The 15,949-nt window shown below is 69.2% G+C and carries 14 protein-coding genes and 2 pseudogenes; 12 read left to right on the top strand and 4 right to left on the bottom strand.

Annotated elements, in window-relative coordinates; all coding sequences use genetic code 11:
- Positions 1 to 10: 10 nt before the first annotated feature.
- The 4 genes and pseudogenes from AMK34_RS21585 to AMK34_RS21570 all read left to right on the top strand — a co-directional run.
- Positions 11 to 692 (top strand): annotated as a pseudogene (locus AMK34_RS21585) (IS256 family transposase); the annotation flags it as partial.
- Between the two features lie 332 nt (positions 693 to 1,024).
- A pseudogene (locus AMK34_RS43965) lies at positions 1,025 to 1,255 on the top strand (FtsX-like permease family protein); the annotation flags it as partial.
- A gap of 101 nt (positions 1,256 to 1,356) precedes the next feature.
- The gene (locus tag AMK34_RS21575; RefSeq protein WP_083649937.1) at positions 1,357 to 1,995 is read left to right on the top strand and encodes an FtsX-like permease family protein; all 639 of its coding nucleotides are present in this window, start codon (positions 1,357 to 1,359) and stop codon (positions 1,993 to 1,995) included.
- A gap of 102 nt (positions 1,996 to 2,097) precedes the next feature.
- Positions 2,098 to 2,520, top strand: a complete 423-nt coding sequence (locus AMK34_RS21570; protein WP_073846568.1) for an ATP-binding protein — start codon at positions 2,098 to 2,100, stop codon at positions 2,518 to 2,520.
- A 388-nt stretch (positions 2,521 to 2,908) separates the two neighbouring features.
- On the opposite strand, the gene AMK34_RS21565 is transcribed toward AMK34_RS21570, so the two are convergent.
- The 4 genes from AMK34_RS21565 to AMK34_RS21550 all read right to left on the bottom strand — a co-directional run bounded on the left by AMK34_RS21565 (position 2,909) and on the right by AMK34_RS21550 (position 7,261).
- On the bottom strand, positions 2,909 to 3,580 hold the full coding sequence (locus AMK34_RS21565; RefSeq protein ID WP_038516852.1) for a TetR/AcrR family transcriptional regulator: 672 nt from the start codon (positions 3,578 to 3,580) through the stop codon (positions 2,909 to 2,911).
- 74 nt (positions 3,581 to 3,654) lie between these two features.
- Entirely contained in the window at positions 3,655 to 5,100 is a 1,446-nt protein-coding gene (locus tag AMK34_RS21560; protein WP_073846567.1) for an aldehyde dehydrogenase, read from the bottom strand.
- Positions 5,100 to 6,224, bottom strand: a complete 1,125-nt coding sequence (locus AMK34_RS21555; RefSeq protein ID WP_083649936.1) for an NAD(P)-dependent alcohol dehydrogenase — start codon at positions 6,222 to 6,224, stop codon at positions 5,100 to 5,102. The genes AMK34_RS21560 and AMK34_RS21555 overlap by 1 nt, the downstream gene beginning before the upstream one ends.
- A gap of 83 nt (positions 6,225 to 6,307) precedes the next feature.
- Complete coding sequence (locus AMK34_RS21550) at positions 6,308 to 7,261, bottom strand: esterase/lipase family protein (protein ID WP_038516856.1); 954 nt, start codon at positions 7,259 to 7,261, stop codon at positions 6,308 to 6,310.
- 161 nt (positions 7,262 to 7,422) lie between these two features.
- On the opposite strand from AMK34_RS21550, the gene AMK34_RS21545 reads away from it, so the two are divergent.
- From AMK34_RS21545 to AMK34_RS21510, 8 genes are all read left to right on the top strand, one after another.
- On the top strand, positions 7,423 to 9,081 hold the full coding sequence (locus AMK34_RS21545) for an AMP-binding protein (RefSeq protein WP_073846566.1): 1,659 nt from the start codon (positions 7,423 to 7,425) through the stop codon (positions 9,079 to 9,081).
- 86 nt (positions 9,082 to 9,167) lie between these two features.
- On the top strand, positions 9,168 to 9,971 hold the full coding sequence (locus AMK34_RS21540) for a crotonase/enoyl-CoA hydratase family protein (RefSeq protein WP_038516860.1): 804 nt from the start codon (positions 9,168 to 9,170) through the stop codon (positions 9,969 to 9,971).
- A 5-nt stretch (positions 9,972 to 9,976) separates the two neighbouring features.
- Positions 9,977 to 11,137 carry a thiolase family protein gene (locus tag AMK34_RS21535; protein ID WP_038516862.1) on the top strand — a complete coding sequence of 387 codons (1,161 nt, stop codon included), beginning with the start codon at positions 9,977 to 9,979 and terminating at the stop codon, positions 11,135 to 11,137.
- A complete protein-coding gene (locus tag AMK34_RS21530) occupies positions 11,134 to 11,535 on the top strand; it encodes a Zn-ribbon domain-containing OB-fold protein (protein WP_038516864.1) in 402 nt (133 codons plus the stop codon). The genes AMK34_RS21535 and AMK34_RS21530 overlap by 4 nt, the downstream gene beginning before the upstream one ends.
- 5 nt (positions 11,536 to 11,540) lie before the next feature.
- Positions 11,541 to 13,199, top strand: coding sequence for an AMP-binding protein (locus tag AMK34_RS21525; RefSeq protein WP_038524017.1), 1,659 nt, complete (start codon positions 11,541 to 11,543; stop codon positions 13,197 to 13,199).
- Positions 13,200 to 13,248: 49 nt separating this feature from the next.
- Positions 13,249 to 13,440 (top strand): ferredoxin, encoded by a 192-nt coding sequence (locus tag AMK34_RS21520; RefSeq protein ID WP_038516866.1) that lies wholly within the window; start codon positions 13,249 to 13,251, stop codon positions 13,438 to 13,440.
- A gap of 1 nt (position 13,441) precedes the next feature.
- Positions 13,442 to 14,641: an NAD(P)/FAD-dependent oxidoreductase gene (locus tag AMK34_RS21515; RefSeq protein ID WP_073846565.1), complete on the top strand. Its 1,200-nt coding sequence runs from the start codon at positions 13,442 to 13,444 to the stop codon at positions 14,639 to 14,641.
- 60 nt (positions 14,642 to 14,701) lie between these two features.
- Positions 14,702 to 15,931 carry a cytochrome P450 gene (locus AMK34_RS21510; protein WP_038516870.1) on the top strand — a complete coding sequence of 410 codons (1,230 nt, stop codon included), beginning with the start codon at positions 14,702 to 14,704 and terminating at the stop codon, positions 15,929 to 15,931.
- Positions 15,932 to 15,949: the final 18 nt, after the last annotated feature.

Here is a 15,949-nt window from a genome sequence, read left to right as displayed (position 1 = left end):
CACCAAGAACGTGCTGGAAACCGCACTGAACGAGGAGATGACCGAGCACCTCGGGCATGAGAAGGATCAGGCCGAGCCGGACCGTGGCTCGACGAATGTCCGGAACGGTACTCGGCCGAAACGGTGGTTTCGGACGCGGCGGGCGAGGTCGGTATCAACGTTCCTCGGGATCGGGAGAGCACGTTCGAGCCACAGATCGTGAAGAAGCGGCAACGTCGGCTTACCGAGGTGGATGAGATCGTGTTGTCGTTGTATGCGAAGGGAATGACGACAGGGGAGATCTCGGCGCATTTCGCTGAGATCTACGGATCCTCGGTCAGCAAGGAAACGGTCTCGCGGATCACTGACAAGGTTGTCGCTGAAATGAACGACTGGGCTAGCCGTCCGCTGGACGCGGTGTATGTGGCTGTGTTCATCGACGCGATCCATGTCAAGGTCCGTGACGGGCAGGTCGCCAACCGGCCTGTCTACGCGGCCATCGGCGTGACCGTGGAGGGCCGCAAGGACGTCCTGGGCTTGTGGATGGGTGTCGGCGGCGAGGGCGCGAAGTTCTGGATGAGTGTGCTGATCGACCTGAAAAACGGGGCGTGCGGGACGAGTTCTTCCTCGTCTGCGACGGACTCAAAGGCCTGCCCGACGTCGTGGCGAACGTCTGGACGCAGACCATTGTTCAGACCTGCCTCGTTCACTTGATCCGCAACACCTTCCGGCTCGTTTCCCGCCGGGACTGGGATGCGGTGAAACGCGAGATCACCGGCCCCGGCGGCGGACCGAGCGATTACAGCGGTCTGGTTTGGCTGACGGAAACGGATATACGGTCGCTGTCCTCGCCGCGGCTCGAATCCGCGTACGCGATGCACCTGCGCTTGGCCGATCCAGCAGGCGCACCGGCTTTCAAGCGCTCCTTCCGGCACGGTGACGACGTCCGCCTGCACCTTCGCGCTTGGCAGGACCTGTCCGCCCAGGACGCGAAAGTGTTCAGAGACACCGAACCGACGCTCTTGTGGGCGGCTGGCTGCTCGCGATGTCCGCCGAAGCCGGGGCCGCGGTCCTGGCCTCGCATCGGGCGTCCGAGCAGACCCGCCGGGCAGGCTTGCTCAAAGCGGTCGGCGCCACCCCCGGCGTGGTCAGCACGGTCTTGCTGGCCGAATACCTGCTCCTCGGGCTGACCGCGGCCGGGCTCGGCATCGCCACCGGCAGACTCGTCACTCCCGCGGTGGCCGGCCCCAACCCGGGTCTGCTCGACACCGACCTCCCGATCACGACCGGAACGGTACTACCGGTTCTGGTCCTGGCTTTGCTCATCGCGCTGGCCGGCACCGCCGGGCGGCCCTCCGCTCGGCGCGCACCGCCACGGTGCCCGCGCTCTCCGCACCGGCCCGCCCCGTCGACCATTCGACCTGGCTCACAGCGCTCGCGGGACGGTTGCCCGTGCCGCTGTTGCTCGGGTTCCGGCTGGTCGCCCGGCGACCGGCCCGTGCCGTGCTCAACGCCACCGGCATCGCCACCGTCGGCATCGCGGTCGGTGCCGCGCTGACCCTGCGGGCGCAGCCCCCGCACGGCTACGACCTCGGCGGCATCACGCTCGTCAACCTGCGTGACGACCAGACCGAGCGCGCCGTCCTGGCCGTCACCGCGGCGCTGCTCGCCCTGGCCGTCGTCAACACGATCATCATCACCTGGACCACGGCACGGGACGCGCGGCGCTCCTTGGCGGTCGCCCGGGCCTTCGGAGCCACGCCGGAGCAGGTCACCGCCGCGCTCGCGGTCGCCCAGATCCCGTCCGCGCTGGGCGGCGCCATCTTCGGCCTGCCGCTCGGGCTGTTGCTGCACCGAACCGTGTCCGCCGGTCCCACTCTGACTTCACCGCCGGCTTGGTGGCTGGCGGCGGCCGGGGCCGGCCTCACGCTCTCCGTCGCCGCGATCGCCACCATCCCCGCCGTCTTCGACGCACGCGTCCCGGTCACTCCGGTACTCAAAGCGGAAACCGCTTAGCAGCGCCACGCGAATCGGACCCGACCACACCGAAGGCCGAGGGCCACACGCGCCTGGCTCATCCACAGGTTTACCGTCGCTGACAACGGGAACCCGAGGTAGATGGCTGGTCACGAAGCCGACCCGAACACCCACACGTGGACGATCGACGTCAGCGGCAACGGGCCGTTCGCGATGTCCCGGGTGCGCCGCTGGCTCCGCCGCGCACTTCCCCCGAGCGCCGACGATGTACTTGAGGATGTACTCGTCGTCGCGGACGAGTTACTCGCCAATGCCTATGAGCACACTCCCGGTCCGCGTGAAGTGCGTTTGACCTACCTACCGACGCCATGCCGGGTGGTGGTCGAAGTCGACGACACTTCATCCGCGCTGCCGACACTCCACAACCCCGCTCCTCAAGACCTCCGGGGGCACGGTATGCGCCTGATCAACGACCTCAGCGACGCGTGGGGCGTCCATCGTGACGACTCCACGCCTGGCAAGACGATCTGGTCCCGCATCTCCCGCAACCCCTCCATCGGCTGATCATCCCAATCGAAATCGGCCGGACGAAACTCGTCGGGTCGCTTCGCAGTACGAAGCCGTCGTCGTGGGTATCACCACGGCCCCAACACCACGATCCGCGTGCAGTCACCCATGGTCAGCGGCGACGCAATCAGCCCCCGGCTCGGGCGCGACGCACCACACGGCTTCGGTCGTCTGTGGGCTATTCGCTGAACCGGACGTCGTGAACGGCGGCGGGAGCGGCGAACTCCAGTAGCCGCAGGGCTTCGGCTTCGATTGCTTCTCGGTCGGTAGCGGAGATCGAGCGCAGCGGTACGACCAGTCAAGGCGAGGTTGCGTCCGTTCACCCGGCCGAGGGTCAGGCTGGCCACCGCGCCGGCGTGGCCGATGAGCGGCTGATCCGCAGAGCCTATTCCGGGCTCTCCCCCACCGCTGTGAGGCATTCCCGCACCACGGTCACCACGGCTCCCTTCGGATCCGCCACTTGCTGTAAACCGTACCGGTCCAGCAGCAGGCCGCCGAGGAAGACGTCGACCATCGACGCCCCTACCTCTTCGGGGGTCTGGGGCCCCTTGGGGTCGAACCAGACCCACATCCATTGCACAGAGCCGAAAAGCTGCAGGGTGGTGACGCGGACGTCGATTTTCCGGAAGAGTCCGGCGTCGACGCCCTGCTGCAGTTCGGCTTCGGTCAGGCGCTGCATCTCGCCGCGCAGTTTGCGGACTTCCTGCATCGCCGGGTCATCCGACAGCTGCACGACCTCGCGCTGGGTCGCGACGGTGGCGTGGCGATCGACGACGTGCAGGAGAACCGAGGCGTAGATGATCGCGGCCACGCGCTCTTGCGGTTTCTCCAGGCGCTCCCACATTCCGTGGACCGCGTGAAGCTGGCGGCGCATGTAGTTCTCTTCCACTTCGCGCAGCATCTGGGCCTTGGTCCCGAAGTGGTGGACGATGGTGCCCTTGGACATGCCGAGTTCGTCGGCGATGTCGCCCAGGTTGGTCTGGTCGTAGCCGCGTTCGGCGACGTGCCGAGCGAACGTCTCCAGGATCTCTGCTCGCCTGCCGACTGGTCGGGGCACCGCGTTCTCCCTGTGTCTCGCTTGGTCACCGTACGGACGGTCGATCCTGGCCAGTCTAGAAGACCGGCCAGGATTCAGGGCAGGTAGATGGATTTGTATCGCTGGTACGCGGTCAGGCCTTCCGGGCCGAGTTCGCGGCCGAGGCCGCTGGCTTTGACGCCGCCGAACGGCGCACCGGGGTCCATGGTGAAGCCGTTGACGCCGATGGTGCCGGTGGCCACCTTGCGGGCGAGGGCGTGTCCGCGGTCGGTGTCGGTCGTCCAGACGGTGCCGCCGAGGCCGTAGTCGGAGTCGTTGGCGATGCGGATGGCGTCGTCGTCATCGGTGAAGGGGATGATCGCCAGCACCGGGCCGAAGATCTCTTCCCTGGCGATGGTGTGGTCGTTGGCGACGTCGGCGAAGATCGTCGGCTCGAGGTACCAGCCGCGGTCGAAGCCCGTGGGGCGGCGGCCTCCTGTGGTGATCCGGCCGCCTTCGGCCGTGCCTGTGGCGATGTAGGCCTCGACGCTGTCGCGTTGCTTCCGACTGGCCAGCGGGCCGATCACGGTGGCCTTGTCCAGCGGGTCGCCGACGGGCAGGGACGAGGCCAGCGCGGTGAAGGCGTCGACCACTTCGTCGTAGCGGCTTCGCGGGGCGAGGATGCGGGTGCTGATGAAGCAGCTCTGTCCCTGGTTGAGCAGGCAGGAACTGAACATCCCCTTCATGCTCACCGTGAGGTCGGCGTCGTCGAGGATGATCCCGGCGGACTTGCCTCCCAGCTCGAGGGTCACCGGACGCAGCAGCCGTCCACACGTTTCCGCGATCGACCTGCCCGCTTCGGTGGAGCCGGTGAAGGCGATCTTGTCCACGCCGGGGTGGCGTACCAGGTGTGCTCCCGCTCCGCGGCCTGAGCCGGGCACGATGTTGAGTACGCCGGGCGGGAGGCCGGCGGCGATTGCGGCGTCGGCGATCAGGAGGGCGTCGAGCACCGTCTCCGAGGAGGGTTTGAGCACCACGGTGCATCCCGCGGCGAGGGAGGGGGCGAGTTTGAAGAAAGTCAGGGACTGGGGGAAGTTCCAGGGCACGATCGCCCCGACCACCCCGATCGGTTCCTTGCGGACGGCGGTGGTGCCGCTGACCAGGGATGTCCGGAGCTCTTCGGGTGGCTGCTCGCGGATCAGGCCCGCGTAGTACCGCAGGAGGTTGGCCGGGACGAGCCCTTCGGTCTGCTGTGCGATGCGAATGGGCATGCCGTTCTGGCTGCTCACGTGCCGCACGATCTCACCGCTGCGGGCCGACAGTTCGGCGGCGAACCGTTCCAGGACTTCGGCCCGTGCCGCTGCTTCCCAGGATGACCAGCCGCGAGGGTCGTCGAAGGCGCGGCGGGCCGCGGCGACAGCGGCGTCGATGTCGGCTTCCACCCCGGCGGCGACGTGTCCGAGCAGTTCCTCGGTGCTCGCGGAATGGACCGCGATCCGCTGGGAGGTCGACGGCCGCGTCCAGCCACCGTCGATGAACAGGGCCTCGGCTTGGACTGTCATCACAGCTCCTTGGTCGGGGTGGGCAACAGGACGGGTTTCACGACGGAACCGGCATGCATCGCGGCCTCCGCGTCGTTGATCTCGTCCAGGGGGAAGGTGGTGATGAGCTTGTCGAACGGGAACCGGCCCTGCCGCCACAGCGCGATGAGCCGCGGAATCAGCAGCTTGGGCACGGCGTCGCCTTCGAGGATTCCCTTGACGGTGCGGCCGAGCGCGAACTGATCGGGCCTGATCGCGAGCGCCCCGCGCTGCACTCCGAGCAGCCCGCACACTCCGCGCAGGCGGAGCACGTCGATCGCGGTGGTGATCACCGTGGGGACACCGGTGGTGTCCAAGGTGTACTCGAGACCGCCGCCCGTGAGTTTCTTCAGGTGCTGGGTCAGGTCCGGGGTCGTGGCGTCGACGACGTGGGTGGCGCCCAGTTCTTCGGCGAGCCGCAACCGTTCCGGATTGAGATCGACCGCGACGATGGTCGTCGCCCCGGCGACGCGGGCGGCCATGATCGCGGAGAGCCCGACGGTTCCGGCGCCGAACACGGCCAGGCCGGTTCCGGGTCCGAGATCGAGGGAGTTGAAGACCGACCCGGCGCCGGTCAGGACACCGCAGGCCAGCGGGCCGAGCAGTTCCAGCGGCAGCGCCGGGTCGACCTTGATGGTGTTGCGCGCCGCGACGACGGCGTGTGTGGCGAAGGAGGACTGGCCGAACCACCGGCCTTTGACGGCGTTGCCCTCGGCGTCGCGGGCCCCCGTCGAGCGGTCGGCACGCTTGCCCGACATGTTGCGGGGCCAGAACGACTCGCAGTACGCAGGCTGGGCGGCCAGGCAGTTCGCGCAGTCACCGCAGGAGTCGAAGGAGAGCACGACGTGGTCGCCGACCAGCGGGTCGGCGACGCCGTCACCGACGGCCTCCACCACTCCGGCGGCCTCGTGGCCGGCGATCACCGGTGGCTTCACGACCGGCGTGCGGGGCAGCAGGTCGGTGTGGCAGAGCCCGACCCCGGCGATCCGCACGACGACCTCGCCGCGGCCGGGGGCGTCCAGGACGACGTCTTCGAGCCGGAACGGCCCGTCCGGTGTGCGGAGCACGGCGGCGGTCGCTCGCACGGTGCCGGTCGTGATGGTCATGGATACCCGTCTTCCTCGGTGAACGGCGGAGGTGTTCCCCCTCACTGTCTACAGACCGTACGTGCGGTCAGTCAAGTTCTCCGCTACGGTCGGGTGTAGTCGGGCAGCTCGGGTTCGGCGGGCAGCTTCGGCTGAGTCAGGCCCAGGATGCCGCCGAGAGCGCTGCCGACCGTGGGAATGGCATCGGCGAGACCGAGCAGGTTCACGTTGGGCAGGAAGGGTTTCCAGCATCGGGCCTTGATGCGGCTCGCGACAGCGGGGCCGTCGTGGGTGAGGGCGTCGGCGGCGATCTGCCAGGCGACGTCGTCGGCGAGCATCGTGACGTGGTCGGCGAGGCGGCCGGGACAGAAGTCCTGGACGGTGAAGTTCGCCGCGCCGTCGAGCCGTCCCGCTTGCGGCGCCGGGGTGACGACCTCGTCGAACACGGTCTGGACGGTGGTGTAGGACGGCCCTGGAGGGAGGGGGTCACGGGTCATCCTGGTCAGCAGGTTCGAACCGATCCGGGCCTGCCAGGAAATCGCCGTGCAGGGGCCTGCGCAGACGAGGTTGCCGATCACGGTGCCGTGGAAGTCACCGGACAGTGCGACCACGTCGTCGACCTTGCCCGGCAGGTCGGGCCAGAACCGCAGGGACCACAGGATGTGCGTGCCGCCCTGGCTGTGGCCCAGGAGGGAAACCTTGCGGCCGCTCAGGTCGTGGACGTGGCGGATGGCGTGGACGAGGTACTCGTTGGCGACGGGAACGCTGATCAGCGCTCGTTCCGGCAGCGCCACCGCGCACACCGGGACCCCCAGCGCGGGCAGGGCGCGTTCGTAGTTCCAGCTCCAGGACTCCCTCGGCGTCGAGCCGGTGCCGTGCACCAGCAGCACCGGGTTGGCCTTGGCGTCCTCGATGTCAGGGGTGCACGTGACGGCCGCGTCCATCGCGGCCTCCGGCGCCGCCAGCGGCGGGCCGGGGTCTTCGGCCGCCGCCGCGGGCACCCCGAAAAGGGTCATGGCCAGGACGGCGAACACCGCCGGGATCGTGCGAGCAACCATGGTGTCTCACCCATCTCGCGCTTCGTTGCGCGGTGAGGTCGGAGCACGTCGCAGCCTTCTGAACACCTCGGACGATGTATTGACTGTACGTGCGGTCGGGCTCATAGTTGCTCAAAGTCAACGTCGACACAAGGCGGCCGTCGCGCCGATCTAGGAGAGCCATGACCGAGCCCCTGACCTTTCCCGAGGCGTTCCAGCACACCGTCTCGGTCAAGCCGGACGCCGTCTCGCTGCGCACTTTGGACGACAGCCCGGACCTCACCTGGCGCGCCTACGGAGAGGCGGTACGCCGCATCGCGGGCGGGCTCGCCGCGCTGGGTGTCCACCGTGGACAGACCGTCGCGACGATGTTGACCAACCGCACCGAGTTCCATTTGAGCGAGACCGCCGCCTCTCATCTCGGAGCGACGACGTTCTCGATCTACAACACCAGCTCCCCGGAGCAGATCGGCTACCTGCTCGGCCACGCCGGCACGAGGGTGGTGATCTGTGAACGGCAGTTCGCCGGCCGGATCAGCGTGGCGGGCGGCCCGGTCGAGCATCTCCTGGTCGTCGACGACGGCGACCTCGACCGGCTGACACCCTCCCCCGGCTTCGACTTCGAGGCTTCCTGGCGTTCGGTGCGGCCGGATGACGTGCTCTGCCTGCTCTACACGTCGGGGACGACCGGGCCCCCGAAAGGCGTCGAGCACACCCACCGCGGCGCGCTCGCGCTGGCGAGGAGCTTCAGCTCGTCTTTTCCGATGGGCGACGACGACACGGAGATCTCGTATCTGCCCGCAGCCCACGCCGCGGACCGGTTCCTCAGCCATTACTTCGCCATGCGCTACGGCGTCGAAGTCACTCCGGTCGCCGATCTGCGGCAACTACCCGCCGCGTTGGCCGCCGTGCACCCGACGACGTTCGCGGCGGTACCGCGGGTCTGGGAGAAGATCAAGCTGGGACTGGAGATGCGGCTGCAAGCCGATCCCGGACTCGCCGCGGGCTTCCGGGCCGGTGAACCACGGGTACTGGCCGCCGTACGCGCCCAGTCCGGCTTGGACAAGCTTCGCTGGGCCCTGTCCGGCGCCGCCGCGATCCCGCCCGACGTCTACGCCTTCCTCGAACTTCTCGGAATTCCCGTCAGCGAGGCATGGGGCATGTCGGAGTGCGGCCTCGGCATCGGCTCGCCGCCCGCACAGGCTCGAGCGGGAACGATCGGTGCACCCCTGCCCGGACTCGAAACCCGCCTGACCGAGGACGGCGAACTCCTGGTGCGCGGGCCCTTCCTGATGAAGGGGTACCGCAACGACCCGGCCAAGACCGCCGAGACGATCGACCCGGAAGGCTGGTTGCACACCGGCGACATCGTGACCGTCGCCGACGACGGTCACATCACGATCGTCGACCGCAAGAAGGAGCTGATCATCAACGCGAGCGGCAAGAACATGTCCCCCACCAACATCGAGAACGCCATCAGCTCAGGCTCCCCGCTCATCGGCCCGATGATGGTGGTCGGTGACAACAAGCCCTACAACGTCGCACTGATCACCCTGGACCCCGACGTCGCCGCGGCCTTCGGCGAGAAACTCGGCCTCGAACCCGACCCCGCCGTCCTGGTCAAGGACGAGCGCATCCGGCACGCGGTCCAGGACGCGGTCGACACCGGAAACGCGAAGCTCTCGCGAGTGGAGCAGGTCAAGCAGTTCACCCTGGTCCCGGCGTTCTGGGAACCCGGCGGCGACGAGATCACCCCGACGATGAAGGTCCGGCGCAAACCCATCGCCCAGAAGTACGCGACCGAGATCGCCGAGCTGTACACCCGGCGCGCGGACGGCTGACCCACCCCGAAACGACGGGGGCACGCTCTTGCCTTTTTAACTGACCGTCCGTACGGTCATCCTAGTATCTAGGCTGCGGAGGAGACATGGCAGACACCTTGCCCACCGACGAACCCCCGGCGACCTTGCGCCGGATCGGGCACGTCGCGCTCATCACCTTGAACCGGCCCCAGGTGATGAACGCCGTCAACGCCGCGATGTCGGTGGCGGTGGAGGCCGCGGTCGACGAGTTCGCCGCCGACCCCGAGCTGCGTGTCGGTGTGCTGACCGGCGCGGGCCGCGCCTTCAGCGCCGGAGCGGACCTCAAGGAGGTCGCGGCCGGCCGTCCGCTCATCACCCGGGAGCAGCGCGAACGCGGCTTCGGCGGGTTCCTCAAGCGCCGGCTGGACAAACCGGTGATCGCCGCGGTCAACGGCTACGCGTTCGGCGGTGGCACGGAGCTCATGCTCGCCTGCGACCTGGCGGTGATGAGCGACAGCGCCGAGCTCGGGCTGCCCGAGGTCACCCGCGGCATCATCGCCGCGGGTGGGGGCCTGTTGCGGCTGGCCCGGCGCGTCCCGCTGGCGATCGCCCTGGAGGCCACCCTCACCGGCGCGCCGATCACGGCCGAGTCCGCGTTGCACTGGGGTCTGGTCAACCGGGTCGTTCCTCAGGAGAAGGTGCTCGACGAGGCTCTGGCGCTGGCGAACGTGATCGCGGCGAACGCGCCATTGGCGGTGCAGGCCAGCAAACGTGTCATTCACCAGATGCTCGCGCTCGGTTCGGACTGGGAGCCTGCCGCTTGGGAGCTGTCCGACGCCGAGGCGGTCACGGTCATGAAGACCGCCGACGCCAAGGAGGGGCCCCGCGCGTTCGCGGAGAAACGTAAGCCCAGCTGGGAAGGCCGGTGACGCGCATGGGTGGGACGGCGATCGCCGGACTCGGTCTCACCGACGTCGGCAAGATCTATGACCGCAGCGCGACCGACCTGGCCGCCGAGGCCGTACGTCTGGCCGCCGTCGACGCCGGACTGGCGATGTCCGAAGTGGACGGGCTGCTCGTCACCCCCGGTGTGCGAGGAGCGCCGCGGTTGTCGCTGCAGAAAGTCCTCGGGTTGACCGACCTGTGCCTGCTCGCCGAGATCAGCGCGCTGGGCGCCGGTCCGGCGGTGATGATCGCCCACGCCGCGGCGGCGATCGAGCGTGGCGAGGCGACCGCCGTCGCCTGCGTGTTCGCCGACACGCCGCTCAAGCCGCAGGGTTCCGGCCGGGACGCGTTCGGCGGGTCCGGGCGTTCACTGCCGAAGGGTTTCGCCGGGTATCACGCGGGAATCGGGGCGGTGACCCCTAACCTGTTCTACGCCTTGGCCGCGCGCAGGCACTTCGAGACCTACGGCACGACCAGCGAACAGCTCGGCGCGATCGCCGTGGCCCAGCGCGCGTGGGCGGCGGACAACCCCGACGCTCAGCACCGCGCACCGCTGACACTGGCCGAACACCAGAACTCGCCGCTCATCGCCGACCCGCTGCGTCTGCTGGACTGCTGCCTGGTGTCCAACGGCGCCGCCGCGGTCATCGTCACCAGCGCCGGCCGCGCCCGCGACCTCGCCCAGCCCCCGGTCGGCGTCCTCGGCTGGGGTCAGGCACATCCGGGGCGGGTGATGCACCGCGACTCACGCTTCGGCCTGCGCACGGGCGCCGCCGAGTCCGGGCCGCGGGCGCTGCGCATGGCCGGGGTCACCGTAGACGACGTCGACCTCCTGCAGCTGTACGACTGCTACACCTACACCGTCCTGGTCACGCTCGAGGACTACGGCTTCTGCCCGAAAGGCGAGGGCGGGAAGTTCGTCGCCGACGGACGGCTCGCCCCCGGCGGTTCCCTGCCGTGCAACACCGGCGGCGGCCAGCTGTCGGCCTACTACCTGACCGGGTTCACCCCCATCGTCGAAGCCGTGATCCAGGGGCGCGGACAGGCCGGAGCACGCCAAGCCGCCCGGCGGGACGTGATCATGGTCAGCGGCAACGGCGGCATCCTCGAACACCACGCGACCCTGATCCTGAGCGGAGCGGGCCGATGACCGAGCACGCCTGGCCTCCCATCACCCGTGACGCGAAGAGCGGCCCGTTCTTCGACGCCGCGGCACGGGACGAACTGCTGATCAAACACTGCGACCGCTGCGCGCAGGCGGCGGCACCGGATGCCGCCGTGTGCCCGGGCTGTGGCGGTATCGAACTGAGCTGGGTTCGCGCGGCGGGAACGGCGACGTTGGTGTCCTGGACCGTCGTGCACCGTGCACCCAACCGGGCCTACACCGACCTCGTTCCCTACACCGTCGGGATCGTCGAACTCACCGAAGGCCCCTGGCTCCACACACGGGTGGACACCGCCACGCCGTCGGCCGGGATGCCCCTGCGCGCCGGGTTCGTGCACGCCGACGGCAGCGAAAGCCATCCGATCTTCACCGCGGGAGTGTGATTCCGATGCCCGAACTGGACTTGGCGTCCCTGCACGAAGCCATCGCCGCCGAACTCGGCGACGAACCCTGTGTGATCGCCGACCGCGTGGTGTCCTGGCGCGAGATGACCGACCGCACCCGCAGGCTCGCCGCGGTCCTGAGGGATCACGGCCTGGGCCGCCGCGCCGAGGACGTCGAGGCGTGGGAGACCGGGCAGGACCATCTCGGGGTGTTGCTGCACAACGGATCCGAATACCTCGAAGGGGTGCTCGGCGCGCACAAGGCGTCCGTGGCGCCCTTCAACATCAACTACCGGTACACCCAGGAGGAACTCGCGTATCTGCTGCGCGACGCACACCCGAGCGCGCTGCTGTACGCGGCCCGCTTCGCCCCCGCGCTCGCGGAGGTACTTCCCCGGCTCGACCACTCGCCGCTCCTGCTGCAAGTCGACGATGGAACACCCGGACCGCTGCTGCCGGGCGCGCTCGACTACGAGACAGCGCTCGCCGGGGCCGACCCGGCCGACGGAGCGCCGGAAACGAGCCCGGCCGACGCTCACCTGCTCTACACCGGCGGTACAACCGGGATGCCCAAGGGCGTCATCTGGCGGGTCGGTGACCTGGTCGCCGGGCCGATGGGGGTGCGCGACCGCGACGGCTCCGCCCTCACCGACGTCGAGCAGGCCGTCCGCCGGGCCCTCGCGATCCGAGGCCGCGTCCTGCCCGCTCCCCCGCTGATGCACGGCGCCGGCACCGGTATCGCGCTCGGCGGCTGGCTCAGCGGTGCCACCGTGGTGATCCAGCCCCGTCCCGAACACTTCGACGCGGCCACGCTGCTCGAGACCTGCGAGCGCCGGCACGTCACGTCGCTGGCCATCGTCGGCGACGCGTTCGGTGCTCCCCTGGTGGCCGAGCTCGAACTGCGGCCGCGGCCGTTGCCGGACCTGCGGCTGATCGTCAACAGTGGAGCGGCCCTGCGCGAGGAAATCAAGACCCGCCTGAAGGAACTGCTGCCACAGCTGCGGATCACGGACATGCTCGGCTCCTCCGAAACGGGGCTGCACGCCAAACGGGGCTCCGGCAACCGGTTCGCGGGCAAGGGCAACGCCGTGGTGCTCGCCGACGACCGCGCCCGTATCCTCGCCCCCGGCGATGACGAGATCGGCTGGCTGGCCCAGGGCGGCCACATCCCTCGCGGTTACCTCGGCGACCGGGACAAGACCGCCGCCACCTTCGTCACCGTGGACGAGACGCGGTACTCGGTGCCGGGTGACCGGGCGCGACTGCTCGCCGACGGCGGCATCGAGTTCTTCGGCCGTGAGGCCACCACCATCAACACCGGGGGCGAGAAGGTCTTCGCCGAGGAAGTCGAACAGGTCCTCCGGGCCTTGCCGGGCGTCGCGGACGCCCTGGTCGTGGGACGCGCCAGCGAACGCTGGGGCCAGGAAGTCGTCGCGCTCTACCAATCCGCCACCGAGGTCCCCCCGACCGCGGACGAGCTCGCCGCGGGCTGCCGAGAACGGCTCGCGGGCTACAAGGTCCCGAAGGAATTCATCCGGACCGACAAAGTCCACCGGCACGACAACGGCAAGGCCGACTACACGTGGGCCCGCGACGCCGCGGAGACGAGGAAGGGCGGGACGCCCGCCTGCTCGGCATCGGCGGCGGCGCGAACGAAGTCATGAACGAGACCATCGCCAAGAACCTGAACCTCGACACCATAGGGAGCGCGCGATGAAGATCGTGCTGGACAGGGGCCGCTGCACCGGCCTGGGAATCTGCGAATCGCTGGCGCCGGACCATTTCGAGATCGACGACAACGGCGATCTCGTCCTGCTCGACGAGGTCGCCGAGGGGGACGCGCTCGCGGAGGTCGAAGCGGCCGTGGCGGGTTGTCCCACCGAGGCGTTGCGGCTGGAGCACTGAGGTGGGCGGCCTTGTCGTGGTCGGCGCGTCACTGGCCGGGCTGCGCGCGGTCGAGGCCGCCCGCAAGACCGGCTTCGACGGGCCGATCACCCTCATCGGCGCCGAAGAACACCTGCCCTACGACCGGCCCCCGCTGTCGAAAGCCTTTCTGGCAAAGGAAGACACCGCGCCGCCGATGTTCCGCGACGAGCAGGTACTGCGCGACGAACTCGGCGTGCACCTGGCCCTCGGCCGGCCGGCGTCCGGTGTGGACACCCGTCGCAGGACGGTCCGCGTCGGCGACGAGGAGTACGGGTACGACGCGCTGGTGATCGCGACCGGTGCCCGCGCCCGCACCGTCCCCGGCTGGGACACGCTGCGCGGCGTGTACACCCTGCGCACCCTCGACGACGCGATCGCCGTGCGCACGGCCCTCACCCCCGGCACGAACCTGGTCGTGGTCGGGGCCGGCTTCATCGGCTCCGAGGTCGCCTCCAGCGCACGGGACCGCGGGCTCACGGTGACCATCGTGGAAGCCCAGCCCACTCCCCTGGTCCGGGCCGTCGGCGCGCACATGGGCGCGGCGTGCTCGTCGCTGCACGCACGCAACGGCACCACGTTGCGCTGTGGCGTCGGTGTGGCCGCGATCGAAGGCGACGGCGCGGTGGAACGGGTCCGGCTTTCCGACGGCACAGTGCTCACGGCGGACATGGTCGTCGTGGGAGTGGGCGCGTCCCCGGCCACCCAGTGGCTGGCCGGTTCCGGCCTGACACTGGAAGACGGCGTGGTCTGCGACGAGACGCTCCACACCGGAGCTCCCGGCGTCTACGCCGCGGGCGACGTCGCCCGCTGGCACAACCCGATGTTCTCCCGGCACATGCGGCTGGAGCATTGGACCAGTGCGGCCGAACAGGGTGCGCTGGCGGCGCGCAACGCACTGGATCCCGCCAACGCCCGGCCGTACGCGACCGTGCCGTACTTCTGGTCGGACTGGTACGGCAGCCGCTTCCAGTTCGTCGGCATCCCGGCGAGCGACGAAGTACGCGTCGTCGACGGCGACACCGACGGTGCCGGCTTCACCGCGCTCTACCGCGAAGGCGACCGGCTCGCCGGGGCACTCACCCTGAACCGGCCGCGGGACATCATGAAGTACCGCCGGCTCATCGCCGGAGAGTCCTCCTGGGACGACGGCCTCGCCTTCGCGAAGACTCGCACCACTTGACTGACCGTCCGTACGGTCATAACCTCATCCCTGCACGTCCATACGACTTGAGGAGGCGGCGTGACACTTCCCGACCTGGGCGATCCCGACACGTATCAGGACGGCTTCCCGCACGCCTTGTTCGCCCGCTTGCGCCGCGAGAGCCCGGTCGTGTGGTGCCCTGAACCGGCCACCGACGGCTTCGACGGCGGCCCCGGCCTCTGGGCCGTCACCCGTCACGCCGACGTCGTGGCGGCAGGCAAACGCACCGAGGTGTTCAGCTCCCACGAGGGCGGCACGTTCATCCGCGACAGCAGCCCCCGGGAGCTGCGCGACATGCGCCGCGCGATGCTCAACACCGACCCACCGGAGCATTCGAAACTGCGCCGGATCGTCAGCAAGGCGTTCACCCCGCGCGTCGTGGCGGGGATGAGCGAATCGATCACCCGCCATGCCCGCGATGTGGTGGACAAGCTCGGCGACGGCGGCGATCTGGACTTCGTCGAGCACGTTTCGGCCGAGATGCCTCTGCTCGTGCTCGCGGACATCCTCGGTGTCCCACCCGGCGACCGCCATCTGCTCTACGACTGGACCAACCGCATGGTCGGCTTCGGTGACCCGCAGGTCGGCGATCCCAAGTCGTATGTCTCGGCGTTCATCGAGTTGTTCGCCTACGCCGCGGAGCTGACCAAGCGGAAGCGGGCGCATCCGACCGACGATGTCTGGAGTCTGGCGGTCAACGCCGAGGTCGACGGCGAACGGCTGTCCGACGACGACCTCGACCGGTTCTTCCAGCTGCTGGTCATCGCCGGCAACGAGACCACGCGGAACCTGTTCAACGGCACCATCCTGACGCTGTCACAGCACCCGGACCAATGGCGGCGGCTGCGGGCCGACCCCGGACTGCTGCCGACCGCGATCGAAGAGATCCTGCGCTACTTCCCGCCGGTCACCCAGTTCCGGCGGACCGCGGTGCAGGACATCGAATTGGGTGGGCAGCGGATCCGGGCGGGCGACAAGGTGGTGCTCTGCTACGCCTCGGCGAACCGGGACGAGGACGTCTTCACCGAGCCCGACCGGTTCGACATCACCCGTACCGAGAACCCGCACGTGTCCTTCGGCGCCGGCCCGCACTTCTGCCTCGGCAACGCCGTGGCACGCCTCGAAGCACGGGCGCTGCTGCCGATCCTGTTCGACCGGTTCCCCACCATCGAGGTGATCGGCGAACCGGTGCGCGCGCGATCCAACTTCATCAACGGGATCAGCGAGCTCCCCGTCCGCTTGTCCACCGCAGTCGGCGCTCTCGCCTGAAGACCTAAAAGGACATCC

Source organism: Amycolatopsis sp. CB00013 (assembly GCF_001905755.1).
GTDB lineage: Bacteria > Actinomycetota > Actinomycetes > Mycobacteriales > Pseudonocardiaceae > Amycolatopsis > Amycolatopsis japonica.
The sequence above is the reverse complement of the archived record's forward strand: the minus strand, read 5'-3'. Positions and strand labels throughout refer to the sequence as shown.

Coding starts and splice junctions, on each gene's coding strand:
- AMK34_RS21570 (WP_073846568.1), top strand. CDS start 2,098: ATGGCTGGTCACGAAGCCGACCCGAACACCCACACGTGGACGATCGAC.
- AMK34_RS21560 (WP_073846567.1), bottom strand. CDS start 5,100: ATGACAGTCCAAGCCGAGGCCCTGTTCATCGACGGTGGCTGGACGCGG.
- AMK34_RS21555 (WP_083649936.1), bottom strand. CDS start 6,224: ATGACCATCACGACCGGCACCGTGCGAGCGACCGCCGCCGTGCTCCGC.
- AMK34_RS21550 (WP_038516856.1), bottom strand. CDS start 7,261: ATGGTTGCTCGCACGATCCCGGCGGTGTTCGCCGTCCTGGCCATGACC.
- AMK34_RS21545 (WP_073846566.1), top strand. CDS start 7,423: ATGACCGAGCCCCTGACCTTTCCCGAGGCGTTCCAGCACACCGTCTCG.
- AMK34_RS21540 (WP_038516860.1), top strand. CDS start 9,168: ATGGCAGACACCTTGCCCACCGACGAACCCCCGGCGACCTTGCGCCGG.
- AMK34_RS21535 (WP_038516862.1), top strand. CDS start 9,977: ATGGGTGGGACGGCGATCGCCGGACTCGGTCTCACCGACGTCGGCAAG.
- AMK34_RS21530 (WP_038516864.1), top strand. CDS start 11,134: ATGACCGAGCACGCCTGGCCTCCCATCACCCGTGACGCGAAGAGCGGC.
- AMK34_RS21525 (WP_038524017.1), top strand. CDS start 11,541: ATGCCCGAACTGGACTTGGCGTCCCTGCACGAAGCCATCGCCGCCGAA.
- AMK34_RS21520 (WP_038516866.1), top strand. CDS start 13,249: ATGAAGATCGTGCTGGACAGGGGCCGCTGCACCGGCCTGGGAATCTGC.